Origin of the sequence: Flavobacterium sp. LAR06, assembly GCF_041946075.1 — a bacterium.
In the GTDB taxonomy this organism is placed as follows: domain Bacteria; phylum Bacteroidota; class Bacteroidia; order Flavobacteriales; family Flavobacteriaceae; genus Flavobacterium.
The window spans coordinates 20845-33584 of the sequence record NZ_JAUTYT010000015.1 but is presented as its reverse complement, the minus strand read 5'-3'; the positions used below and the strand labels follow the sequence as shown (position 1 = coordinate 33584).

Annotated in this window: 10 protein-coding genes; 9 read left to right on the top strand and 1 reads right to left on the bottom strand. The window is 36.0% G+C overall.

Features of this window, described 5'->3' with window-relative positions:
* Positions 1-84: 84 nt before the first annotated feature.
* Positions 85-1023, bottom strand: a complete 939-nt coding sequence (locus Q7C23_RS19515) for an alpha/beta hydrolase (RefSeq protein ID WP_375034066.1) — start codon at positions 1021-1023, stop codon at positions 85-87.
* A 443-nt stretch (positions 1024-1466) separates the two neighbouring features.
* On the opposite strand from Q7C23_RS19515, the gene Q7C23_RS19510 reads away from it, so the two are divergent.
* From Q7C23_RS19510 to Q7C23_RS19470, 9 genes are all read left to right on the top strand, one after another.
* A complete protein-coding gene (locus Q7C23_RS19510) occupies positions 1467-2936 on the top strand; it encodes an MFS transporter (protein ID WP_375034065.1) in 1470 nt (489 codons plus the stop codon).
* 52 nt (positions 2937-2988) lie between these two features.
* Positions 2989-4305, top strand: a complete 1317-nt coding sequence (locus Q7C23_RS19505; protein ID WP_375034064.1) for an MFS transporter — start codon at positions 2989-2991, stop codon at positions 4303-4305.
* Positions 4306-4393: 88 nt separating this feature from the next.
* Positions 4394-5230: a 5-dehydro-4-deoxy-D-glucuronate isomerase gene (gene kduI / locus Q7C23_RS19500; protein ID WP_375034063.1), complete on the top strand. Its 837-nt coding sequence runs from the start codon at positions 4394-4396 to the stop codon at positions 5228-5230.
* A gap of 4 nt (positions 5231-5234) precedes the next feature.
* Positions 5235-6026, top strand: a complete 792-nt coding sequence (locus Q7C23_RS19495; RefSeq protein WP_375034062.1) for a gluconate 5-dehydrogenase — start codon at positions 5235-5237, stop codon at positions 6024-6026.
* A gap of 18 nt (positions 6027-6044) precedes the next feature.
* A complete protein-coding gene (gene uxaC / locus Q7C23_RS19490; RefSeq protein WP_375034061.1) occupies positions 6045-7451 on the top strand; it encodes a glucuronate isomerase in 1407 nt (468 codons plus the stop codon).
* A gap of 124 nt (positions 7452-7575) precedes the next feature.
* On the top strand, positions 7576-8598 hold the full coding sequence (locus Q7C23_RS19485) for a PfkB family carbohydrate kinase (protein ID WP_375034060.1): 1023 nt from the start codon (positions 7576-7578) through the stop codon (positions 8596-8598).
* Between the two features lie 11 nt (positions 8599-8609).
* Positions 8610-9278, top strand: a complete 669-nt coding sequence (locus Q7C23_RS19480) for a bifunctional 4-hydroxy-2-oxoglutarate aldolase/2-dehydro-3-deoxy-phosphogluconate aldolase (RefSeq protein WP_375034059.1) — start codon at positions 8610-8612, stop codon at positions 9276-9278.
* Positions 9279-9501: 223 nt separating this feature from the next.
* Entirely contained in the window at positions 9502-10944 is a 1443-nt protein-coding gene (locus Q7C23_RS19475) for a tagaturonate reductase (protein ID WP_375034058.1), read from the top strand.
* Positions 10945-10975: 31 nt separating this feature from the next.
* On the top strand, positions 10976-12592 hold the full coding sequence (locus tag Q7C23_RS19470; protein ID WP_375034057.1) for a UxaA family hydrolase: 1617 nt from the start codon (positions 10976-10978) through the stop codon (positions 12590-12592).
* Positions 12593-12740: the final 148 nt, after the last annotated feature.

Genomic DNA, 12740 nt, shown 5'->3' with positions numbered 1-12740 from the left:
GCTCAATGTATTGTTATGATAATTTCGTCCCAACGGTTAAAACTTTTGGCTATGTTTAAACAGGTCGGGTGAAAATTATCAAGATTACAATCCATGAGCTTTAAGCCATTCCGCGCAATCTCTGGTCCAGAATTTACTAGTACCTTCTATGCCAAGGCCAAAACCGTGACCTCCTTTTTCATACAAATGTAACTCAGATGCAACTTCATTTTTTTTGAGTGCCAAATAATAATTGATACTGTTTTCGGGTAATACCACTGTATCATCTGTCGCATGAATAATAAAAGCCGGAGGAGTTTGAGCGGTTACCTTTTTTTCATTCGAAAAGAAATCGATTAAATCCTGTGAAGGCGTATTGCCTAATAAATTCGTTTGCGATCCTTTGTGTGTTATGTCGTTTTGCATCGAAATAACAGGATAAATCAGAAGCGAAAAATCAGGACGTGCACTTACTTTAGAGGAAGTTTCATATACTCTCTCATCATAATGAGTTGATACTGTTGCGGCTAAATGTCCACCAGCAGAGAATCCCATAATACCAATTTTATTGGGATCGATATTCCATTTTGCAGCATTTAGTCGTACAATGCGTATAGCTTCCTGAGCGTCCTGCAATGGGCCCACGGTTTTGTTTGTCATGATTAAATCGCTTGGTAATCTGTATTTTAAAACAAAAGCTACAATACCCTGGGTATTAAGCCATTCTGCAACTTTAGTTCCTTCCTTGTCAAAGGCCAAATGAGAATATCCACCACCTGGGAGAATAATGACAGCGGTTTGATTTTGCTTAATCTCTTTTGTAAAAAAGATACTTAATGTAGGTATTGAAACCTGGCTTGTACTTTCTACTTTTCCGTCTTTTAAACTTGGTTTTTCCTGATAATCAGAAGCTTTTGTTTCTTGCGGAATCGTTTTCCAGAGTGGAATTACTTGATTTTGTGCTTGTAATTGACCTGTGATTCCGAAGAATAAAATCATACCTAAAAAATATTGTACTGTTATAAGCTGTTTTGAATTTTTCAATTTTCGATGTATTTAGTTTTTAATTAATTTATAAGGAAGATATTCAAATTTATATTTTTTTATTGAATCCTCAACCTGAATCAATAAACAAGTATCTTTTCTTTGAACAAGAATCCTCTTTGTAAATGGGTTTAAAAAGATTGATTTCAGGACAATTGTTACCTATAAAACGGACAAATTTGACATATTCTTATTTAACATATATATTGTTTAATGTGTAATTTTGAGTTCTTTTTTTTACGTGTAATGTTAATTTAAAGCGATAAAATAATTTTATGTATAATTTATTTGTATTATTGAGATTAAAAAGTATATTTGTGCAATCGATTACATTATTTGTTTTTTTATTGCACTAAAAGGATTGATTTTAAAGTTTTGGACTTAAAAAGAAATCGATTGAGCAAAAAACACCAAAAATTATAAATTAGAATAAAACCCTTATCATGAATCAAACAAATGAAATTTCTATTGGGCAAACCAGTAAAGCAACAGGAAGATATCGTTGGAGTATATGTGCATTGTTGTTTTTTGCAACTACTATCAATTACTTAGACAGGCAGGTTCTTTCTTTGACATGGAACGATTTTATAGCTCCTGAATTTCATTGGACAAATAACGATTACGGAAATATAACGGCATTATTTTCGATTTTTTACGCTGTATCCTTACTTTTTGCCGGAAGATTCGTGGATTGGTTAGATACCAAAAAAGGGTTTTTATGGGCTATCGGAATATGGTCTGTAGGAGCTTGTCTGCATGCCTTTTGTGGAATTGCAACATCTGGAATTATCACAGGAAACTGGTTTGTTGGGTTTGAAGGTGCAAAAGAAGTTATTCGCACAGTTAACGATACCGGAATGGTAATTAATGTGAGTGTGAGTCTGTTTATTTTTGCCCGTTTTGTTTTGGCAATAGGAGAGGCAGGGAATTTCCCTGCAGCAATTAAAACTACGGCCGAATATTTCCCGAAAAAAGACAGGGCTTTTTCAACCAGTATTTTTAATGCAGGTGCAACTGTTGGGGCATTGGCGGCGCCAATTTCTATTCCGTTTATAGCGGAATCTTTTGGATGGGAAATGGCATTTATCATTATCGGTGCTTTAGGATTTGTGTGGATGGGATTTTGGGTTTTTATGTATGATAAACCCGAAAGACACCCAAAAGTAAGTCCTGAAGAATTAGCGTACATTCAACAAGATGATATTGCCGATAGCAAATTAGCAGGATATGTTCCTGATACAAGTACAAAAGTTTCTTTTGCAGCTTGTTTTAAATACAAACAGACTTGGGCTTTTGCTTTTGGTAAATTCATGACTGATGGTGTCTGGTGGTTCTTTTTATTCTGGACACCAGCTTATCTAAGTTCTGTTTACGGAATGGATTCTACGCAGGCGGCTTTGCCATTATTTGTTTTATATATGATTACTTTACTTTCTATTATTGGAGGCTGGCTGCCAACTTACTTTGTAGACAAGAAAGGAATGAACCCCTATGAAGGAAGAATGAGAGCGATGTTGATTTTTGCCTTTTTTCCTTTATTAGCATTGATTGCACAACCGCTAGGATATATTAGTTATTGGATTCCGGTAATTATTATTGGTATTGCGGGTGCGGCTCACCAATCATGGTCGGCTAATATTTTTACTACAGTTGGAGATATGTTTCCTAAAAAAGCAATTGCAACCATTACCGGAATTGGAGGTTTAGCCGGTGGTATTGGTTCTACTATAATCAACAAAGGTTCTGGGGTTCTATTTGATCATGCAAAAGAAACAGATATGGTTTTTATGGGCTTTAAAGGAATTGAAGCCGGTTATTTTATCATTTTTTCTATCTGTGCTGTTTGTTATTTGACAGGTTGGATTGTGATGAAATCTTTGGTTCCTAAATATAGCCCAATTACGGATTTGTAATATAATCCAAACCAACCAACTAACTAACCAACCAACCAAACCAACTCAAATTATGAATCAGGCTAATACAGCAATCGGAAAGTACCGGTGGACAATATGCGGTTTGGTATTTTTTGCCACGACAGTGAATTATCTGGATCGAAATGTAATAAGTTACCTTCGACCTTTTTTAGCAGAAGCTTTTCATTGGACACCAGAGCAGGAAGTTATTGATTATTCTAATATTGAATTGGCTTTTAAAATTGCCTATGCTCTAGGAATGCTGGTTGCAGGTGGAATCATTGATAAATTGGGAACTAAAATTGGGTATGCCATTGCAACGGGTTTATGGAGTCTGGCAGCAATAGGTCACGCATTAGCGACGGGAACCCCTGGTTTTTTAATTGCTCGTGTATTTTTAGGAATTACAGAAGCAGGAAATTTTCCTGCGGCGATAAAAGCTACAGCTGAATGGTTTCCACAAAAAGAAAGAGCTTTAGCAACCGGTATTTTTAATTCAGGAAGTAATATTGGAGCTATTATAGTACCATTATCTGTGCCTTTTATTGCTGAAAATTATGGCTGGCAATGGGCTTTCATCTTAACAGGAATTGTTGGTTTTGTTTGGCTTGCCTTATGGTTTGTTTTATATGAAGTACCAGAGAAACAAAAACGTTTATCGCAGGCTGAATTAGAGTATATCAATTCAGATAAAATAGTAGCAACTGAAGTTGAGGATACTGAAAAAGTTTCGTGGTTTAAGTTGCTTACTTTCCGTCAGACATGGGCTTTTGCCATCGGAAAATTACTTACGGATCCCGTTTGGTGGTTTTATTTATTCTGGTTGCCTGATTTCTTAATGAAACAATACAAACTTTCGGCTACAGAAATTATCTGGCCTTGTGCTTTGGTATATGTCATTGGAAGTGTTGGAAGTATAGGCGGAGGGTGGTTGCCATTAAAATTGATTGAGAAAAACTGGCCGGCCTATAAAGCCCGTAAAACTAGTATGTTAATTTATGCTTTTGCGGTTTTACCGGTATTATTTTCTCAATACTTAGGATCAATAAACATGTGGTGGGCCATTTTGGTAATTGGTTTCGCAGTTTCGGCGCATCAGGCCTGGAGTGCCAATATTTTTACAACGGTTTCTGATATGTTTCCAAAAAAGACAACGGCTTCAGTAACAGGAATTGGCGGGATGTTCGGAGCGCTTGGAGGAATTTTACTAACTTTAGTGGTTCAAAAAAACATGTTTGTTTATTATACTAAATTAGGCGAAATCGAAACAGGATATTTTATCATGTTTTGCATCTGTGGAGCTTCCTATTTACTCGCTTGGCTCATTATGCATATTTTAGTTCCGCGAATGAAAAAAGTAGAAGTCTAAATTATATCCGGATAAAATTTCATTTGGATTATGATATTTGAAGATAAAAATATAATTTTGTGCAATCGATTACATTAAAATAAAAATTATGACAAAATACAGTTCAAGATACGCGTCAAGCCCTGAAGCAGTAAAACATTACGACACACAACAGTTGAGAAATGAATTCTTAATTGATGACTTAATGCAGGAGAACGAAATTGTATTGACGTATTCTCATTATGATCGATACATTGCAGGTTCTGCCGTTCCGGTAAAAGATCTTACTCTGGAAACTATTGATCCACTTAAAGCGGGTTATTTCTTAGAAAGAAGAGAAATGGGAATCATCAATGTTGGCGGAAGTGGTACTGTTGTTGTGGAAGGAACATCTTATGAACTCGGTTTTAAAGATGCTTTATATATCGGAAACGGAAATAAAGAAGTAATTTTTAAAAGCGCGGACAGCAAAAATCCGGCTCAATTTTACATAAACTCTGCGCCGGCTCATACACATTATCCAACTGTAAAAGTAAGCTTGGAACAAGCTAATAAATTACAGTTAGGTACTATGGAAACGGCCAATCACCGTACGGTAAATCAAATGATTATTGGTAGCGTGGTTACCACTTGCCAATTGCAAATGGGAATGACCGAACTCAGGCCAGGAAGTGTTTGGAATACCATGCCAGCCCACGTACACGATCGTAGAATGGAAGTTTATTTCTATCTAGACATACCAGAAAATCAGGCTGTTTGTCATTTTATGGGACAACCGCAAGAAACAAGACATATCTGGATGAACAATCACCAGGCAGTTATTTCCCCACCATGGTCTATACACTCAGGTTCAGGAACTTCAAATTATACTTTTATCTGGGGAATGGCCGGTGAGAATTTGGATTATGGAGATATGGATGTTTGTAAAATAACAGATTTAAGATAAGAGGATGACAAACTTATTTGATATACAAGGGAAAGTGGCCCTGATTACAGGAAGTACACACGGACTGGGAATGGCAATGGCAAAAGGACTGGGTGAGGCTGGAGCTACCATTGTAGTAAATGGAAACTCTTCTCAACAGAAAATTGATGCTGCTGTGGCAGCGCTTAAAAATGAAGGTATAAATGCGGTAGGTTATAAATTTAATGTAACCGATGAACAGGAAGTTAAGGCTGCTGTTTCAAAAATAGAAAGTGAAGTGGGACCAATTGACATTTTGATCAATAATGCGGGAATCATTAAAAGAATCCCATTAATTGAAATGGAAGTTGCTGATTTTAAAGAAGTAATTGATATTGATTTGGTTTCTCCGTTTATTGTTTCCAAACATGTTGCCAAAGGAATGATCGAAAGAAGACAGGGAAAAATTATCAACATTTGTTCGATGATGAGCGAATTGGGTCGTAATACAGTTGGTGCTTATGCTGCTGCAAAAGGCGGACTTAAAATGCTGACTAAAAATATGGCCACAGAGTGGGCAAAATACAATGTTCAGATCAACGGAATTGGACCTGGTTATTTTGCTACTGAACAAACAAAACCAATCCGAGTTGACGGACATCCTTTTAACGATTTTATCATCAGTAGAACTCCGGCTGCAAAATGGGGCGATCCAGGTGATTTAGCGGGAGCTGCTATCTTTTTGTCTTCTAAGGCAAGTGATTTTGTTAATGGTCACATTTTATATGTTGATGGCGGAATTTTAGCCACAATCGGAAAACCATCAAACGAAGAATAATTCTCAATTATAAAAGAAATGAGCTCAAATAAAACATTCATAAACGATAATTTTTTACTTGAAAATAAATACGCTGAAGAGTTATATCACAATTACTCTAAAAATCAGCCTATCATAGATTACCACAATCACTTAAACCCACAGTTTATTGCTGAAGATAAAATTTTTGACAATATCACTCAGGTTTGGATCAACGGAGATCACTACAAATGGCGTGCAATGCGTACACTGGGAATTAACGAGCAATTTGTTACCGGAAATGGTTCAGATAAAGATAAGTTCTTAAACTGGGGAAAAACGGTTCCCTACACCATGCGTAATCCTTTGTATCACTGGACTCACTTAGAATTGGCCCGTTATTTTGATATCTATGATTTACTCGATGAGAAATCAGCTGAGAAGATCTATATCGAAACTTCTGAGAAAATAAAATCAGAAGCCTACAGCACACAAAACTTACTTAAAAAGGTAAATGCTGAACTCGTTTGTACTACAGAAGATCCAATTGATACTTTAGAGTTTCACCAGAAACTGACTAAAAATCCAATGGGTACAAAAATGAGTACGGCTTTCAGACCCGATAAAGCGATCTTAATTTCGAATGATGGTTATAATGCATATGTAGATACTTTGGGAGATGTAGCCGGCATTGCCATTAATACTTATGCTGATCTGCGTGATGCACTTAGAAAGAGAATTGAATTCTTTGCTCAAAACGGATGCAAATTAAGTGATCACGGTTTGGATCAAATTTATTTTGAAAACTTTACAGAAAGTGAAATCAATTCAATTTTCAAAAAGAAAAGAGATAATCAAACCATAACTCCTGAGGAAGCATTAAAATTCCAAAGCGCCATTTTGTTGTTCTTGTCTGAAACATACCATGAATTTGGGTGGGTACAGCAATTTCACTTAGGAGCATTAAGAAACAATAATGCGCGTATGCACAGCATTTTAGGTCCTGATACAGGCTGGGATTCTATTGGAGATTATCCACAGGCACAAAAACTGTCTTCTTTCTTAAATGCACTTGATAGCAAAGATAAATTGACAAAAACAATTATTTATAACCTGAATCCTGCTGATAACGAAGTTATGGCTACGATGATTGGAAACTTCAATGACGGAAGCGTGAGAGGTAAAGTACAATTAGGTTCAGGATGGTGGTTTTTAGATCAAAAAGACGGAATGACAAAACAATTAAATGCGCTTTCAAACATGGGATTAATTAGCTGTTTTGTGGGAATGTTGACTGATTCAAGAAGCTTTTTATCTTTTCCAAGACACGAATATTTCAGACGTATTCTGTGTAATCTTTTAGGAGATGAAATTCAAAGAGGAGAGCTTCCTGCTGATATGCAGTGGATTGGGAAATTGGTTTCTGATATTTCGTATAACAATGCAAAAGAGTATTTCAAATTTTAATTGAGAACAGAGAATATAGAATAAAGAAGCAGGAAGAAAGAGTTTTAGGACAGCTCAAAGCTTTATTTTCTTAATTTCTTAATGGTAAAAAGAAAACCTTTTACTGGTAAAACAATATAATAATATGAGTAAAATAGTTGCATTCGGTGAAATTATGTTACGTCTTTCGACAGAGCGACACCTGCGTTTTTCGCAATCTACAGCATTTGGAGCTACTTATGGAGGCGGTGAATTTAATGTTTGTGTGTCTTTGGCAAATTATGGCTTAAATGCCGAGTTTGTAACAAGATTGCCGGAAAACGAAATTGGCGGATCGGCGCTTAAAGAAATGCGAAAAATGAATGTGGAATCTAAAAACATCATTTTTGGAGGAGAACGTTTAGGAATTTATTTTCTTGAAACAGGAGCCGGTACCAGAGGAAGTAATGTAATATATGACCGCGCGCACAGCTCGATGGCAACTATTGAAAAAGGACTAATTGACTGGGAAAAAGTATTGGAAGGTGCTGCCTGGTTTCACTGGAGTGGAATTACACCTGCTATTTCTCAGAGTGCTGCCCAGGCTTGTTTAGAAGCTATTAAAGTAGCGCACAAAATGGGGATTACGATTTCATGTGACTTGAATTACAGATCAAAATTATGGCAGTATGGTAAAACACCAAGTGAGGTGATGCCGGAAATGCTGCAATATAGCAACGTTATTTTAGGAGATATTGATACGGCCAATTTTATGCTCGGAATTCCGAAAGTGAATCCTAACTACCAGGACGAAAAATCGCTTCCTGTTTTATACACAAAGTTGTTTGAACTCATTCCGAATTTAAAAACGGCAGCCACAACCCTGCGATATTCTGTTAGTGCTTCACACCAACGAATCGGAGGTGTTTTATTTAACGGAAGCGCCATTTATCAGGCTGCTGTTAAAGAAGTAACACCAGTTGTAGACAGGGTAGGAAGTGGAGATGCCTTTATGGGAGCATTGATTTACGGACTCTCACAATACCAAAATGATAATCAAAAAGCATTAGATTTTGCAGTGGCAGCTTGTTGCTTAAAACATACCATTGCAGGAGATTATAATTTAGTGACCTTAAAAGAAGTTGAAAATATGCTTGGTGGCGATTCAGCGGGATTAGTATCAAGATAAAAAATAAAAAAATGGCAAAATATTCAAGAATTGAAGTAGCGCAGCAAATGAAGGATAACGGGATGGTACCCTTGTTTTTTCATTCGGATATAGAAGTAAGCAAGAAAGTTTTAAAAGCCTGTTATGATGGTGGTTCCAGGTTAATGGAGTTTACCAGCAGAGGAGATTTTGCTCATGAAGTTTTTGGAGCTTTAAACAAGTATGCTTTGGCTGAATTGCCGGGGATGATGTTGGGAGTTGGTTCAGTAACGGATGCTGCTTCAGCCTCTTTGTATATGAGCCTGGGAGCTAATTTTATTGTAACGCCGGTTTTTAGAGAAGATATTGCAATTGCCTGTAATCGTCGTAAAGTATTGTGGTCGCCAGGTTGCGGAACACTTACCGAGATTGCAAGAGCGGAAGAATTGGGCTGCGAAATTGTAAAATTATTTCCTGCTGATATTTACGGACCAGAGTTCATAAAAGCAATAAAAGGACCATGTCCCTGGACGAGTATTATGCCAACCGGAGGTGTTTATCCAACGGTGGAGAGTTTGTCTTCATGGCTGGGTGCGGGAGCCCTATGCGTGGGTCTTGGATCCCAATTAATTTCAAAAGATATATTAGATAACAATGACTTTGACGGCTTAAAAAATAAAGTAAGCCAGGTTTTGGATATCATCAAAAGCATTAGAAAATAAATAAGGAGTAATCATACCGATTCCTTATTTAGATTGCAGTTTTTTTTTTAGATTTTAACGTTTTGTAATTGAGCATTACGCTTGCTAAATACAGTTTGTCACTCCTCACAGCAAATAGTATTTTACTCTTACAAGTGTAATGTTTCTTTTACAGTTAAAAAGGACTGCTTATAAAATAATAAGGTATTTATCGTGGTTGTTTATAACACTTTAATGGATTAAAATGAAACAGTTAAACAGAAAAAATACAGGATTAGAAAAATTACAGCCAATTAAAGTAGTTCAGTTTGGAGAAGGAAATTTTTTAAGAGCTTTTGTTGATTACGCTTTTCACAAACTAAATAAAGAAGTTGATTTTAATGCCGGTATTGCAATGGTTCAACCTTTGAAAGATGGTATGGTGCACCTGATTAATGATCAGGACGGTCTTTATACCTTGTTTATGAATGGTATTAAAAAAGGAGAAAAGATACAAGATATCGAGCTCATTACAAACGTTGTAAAAGCTATAAACCCCTATACTGAATTTGCCGATTATGTAGCTTTAGCTAAAGAAGAAGAACTTCAGTTTATTGTTTCAAATACTACTGAAGCCGGAATTGAATTCATCGAAAGTGATACTCCCGATATGCAGCCGCCAGTTTCATTTCCTGCAAAGCTGACTGTTTTATTATATGAAAGATTCAAACATTTCAAAGGAGATGTTTCTAAAGCGGTAACAATCATTCCTTGTGAATTGATTGATTATAACTCAGAGACGCTAAAAAAATATATTTTACAATATGTTGATTTATGGAAATTAGAGGATGCATTTAAAACCTGGGTGTCACATGCCTGTACGTATCACAGTACTTTGGTTGACAGAATTGTTCCCGGATATCCAAGAGCTGAAATTGAACAGTATAATAATAAATTAGAGTATCAGGATAACCTAATTGTTGCTGCTGAACCTTTCTTTCTTTGGGCTATTGAAGGTGGCGATGCTTTAAAAGCAAAATTACCTTTTGATAAAACAGATTTGAATGTAAAAATCGTTGATGATATACGTCCTTTTAAAATGATTAAAGTTCGTATTCTAAACGGTGCCCACACGGCAATGGTTCCTCTTTCACTTTTGTACGGTAACAAACTGGTAATGGAAACGGTTAACGGAGATTTTACCGGAAAATTCGTAAACAGTGTTATTAGTGAAATTAGTGAAACGCTTGATATGGACAAAAATGAAATTACGGCCTATTCTGAGGAAGTAATGGACCGATTTAAAAATCCATTTATCAAACATGCACTGGCTGATATTGCACTGAATTCTATTTCAAAATTCAAAGTAAGAGTTTTACCTAGTTTGTTAGGATATTATTATGCTACCAAAAAACTGCCTGTTAATTTGACTTTTTCATTAGCGAGTTTAATTCAATTCTACAAAGGAATCTGGAATAACGAAGCATTACCGGTGAAAGATTCTCCGGAGATAGTTGAAGCATTTAAAGATGTGTGGCAATTAGGATCTGTAGATTTAGTCGTAGGGAAAGTATTAGCGAACACTGACTTCTGGGGTGAAGATTTAACTAAAGTAAAAGGTTTATCAGAAGCTTTAGTATTGGCCTTAAATGAAATTGAAGAAAACGGAATAGAACAAGGATTTGCTAATTTCAGCAAACAATATTAATTAGATTACATACTTTTTAAAAATTACGATCATGCAAAAAAAATTAATAAAAGTAAACCCTTCAGATAACGTTGCTGTTGCACTTGTGAATCTGGTTGCTGGTGAGGTAATCAACTTTGAAGGACAAGATATCACTATCGAATCTGATGTGAAAATGAAACATAAAATTGCGATGGTTCCTTTTAATATAGGAGATCGTATTATTATGTATGGTGTTTTGGTTGGTAAAGCGAGTGAAAGAATCGAAAAAGGAGGATTGCTTTCTACTGCGAACGTAAAACATGAAAGTGATAAGGTAACAGGTAAAACGGAAACTATTGGATGGAATTCTCCAAATATTGATAAATGGAAAGACAGAACATGGCAAGGCTATCACAGAGAAGACGGACAGGTTGGAACTGAGAATGTTTGGTTGTTTTTCCCTTTGGTTTTCTGTGAAAACAGAAACATCGAAATCTTAAAAGATATTTTTGAGAAAGAACTCATGAAACCAAAAGAGAACGATTATCAATTGTTACTTCGTTCTTTGGTGAAAACAGAAACGGGTGGTGCTGGTAATGAAGCAGCTTCTAACGATGCTAATTTATTCAATAATATTGAAGTAAAATTCATCACACACCAGGGTGGATGTGGTGGAATCCGTCAGGACTCGCATAGTTTGGCTAAGTTATTGGCTGGTTATGTAAATAATCCAAACGTTGCCGGAGCTACAGTTTTGAGTTTAGGATGTCAGAATCTTCAAATTCAGATCTTCAAAGATGCTTTGGACGCTATCAATCCAAACAGTAAAAAACCTGTTTTAATCTACGATCAACAGCAAATCGGAACAATTGAGACGATGCTTAGCAGTGTTGTAAAAGATACTTTTGAAGCGATCAAAAAAGCCAATGATATAAAAAGAGAACCAGCTCCATTATCTAAATTAAGAATTGGTTTAGAGTGTGGTGGTTCTGATGGTTTCTCAGGAATTTCAGCTAACCCTACATTAGGAGTAACTTCAGATTTATTAGCTGCTTTAGGCGGAACAACGATTCTTTCTGAATTTCCTGAGTTATGTGGAGTGGAGCAGGAATTAGTGAATCGTTGTGTAGAAGACGAAAGCGGAAAACGTTTCTTAGACTTAATGAAATGGTACGAAAAAACAGTTGTTGATGCAGGTTCAGGATTTGATATGAATCCTTCTCCAGGAAACATTAAAGACGGTTTGATCACAGATGCAATGAAATCGGCTGGAGCTGCTAAAAAAGGAGGGACCTCTCCAATTACAGGTGTTTTTGATTATGGTGAGTACATTACTACACCGGGATTAACATTGCTTTGTACGCCAGGAAATGATGTTGAATGTACAACTGCAATGGTAGGTTCAGGAGCCAATATGGTGTTGTTTACAACAGGACTGGGAACTCCAACAGGAAACCCTATTGCACCGGTTGTGAAGATTTCATCTAATACGGAACTGGCTAAAAAGATGTCTGATATTATTGATATTGACACTGGTGGAATCATTACAGGAGAGAAATCAATTGATGAAATGGCTGATGAAATGCTTGAGTTTATTATTGATGTTGCAAGTGGAACAATCAAAACAAAAGCTGCAATTTTAAATCAAAATGATTTTATCCCTTGGAAAAGAGGAGTTTCTTTATAGAATTTTCACCCTATAAGTTATATAAGTAAATTAAGTTTTTACTTGAATAATAAAGCTAAAAGGCAGCTCCTAAAAGAGCTGCCTTTTTTATTACATTATAGTTTAAAATTAAAAAGACAAACGAACTGTATGTTGACACTTTTAAATA

Coding starts and splice junctions, on each gene's coding strand:
- Q7C23_RS19510 (WP_375034065.1), top strand. CDS start 1,467: ATGAATCAAACAAATGAAATTTCTATTGGGCAAACCAGTAAAGCAACA.
- Q7C23_RS19505 (WP_375034064.1), top strand. CDS start 2,989: ATGAATCAGGCTAATACAGCAATCGGAAAGTACCGGTGGACAATATGC.
- kduI (WP_375034063.1), top strand. CDS start 4,394: ATGACAAAATACAGTTCAAGATACGCGTCAAGCCCTGAAGCAGTAAAA.
- Q7C23_RS19495 (WP_375034062.1), top strand. CDS start 5,235: ATGACAAACTTATTTGATATACAAGGGAAAGTGGCCCTGATTACAGGA.
- uxaC (WP_375034061.1), top strand. CDS start 6,045: ATGAGCTCAAATAAAACATTCATAAACGATAATTTTTTACTTGAAAAT.
- Q7C23_RS19485 (WP_375034060.1), top strand. CDS start 7,576: ATGAGTAAAATAGTTGCATTCGGTGAAATTATGTTACGTCTTTCGACA.
- Q7C23_RS19480 (WP_375034059.1), top strand. CDS start 8,610: ATGGCAAAATATTCAAGAATTGAAGTAGCGCAGCAAATGAAGGATAAC.
- Q7C23_RS19475 (WP_375034058.1), top strand. CDS start 9,502: ATGAAACAGTTAAACAGAAAAAATACAGGATTAGAAAAATTACAGCCA.
- Q7C23_RS19470 (WP_375034057.1), top strand. CDS start 10,976: ATGCAAAAAAAATTAATAAAAGTAAACCCTTCAGATAACGTTGCTGTT.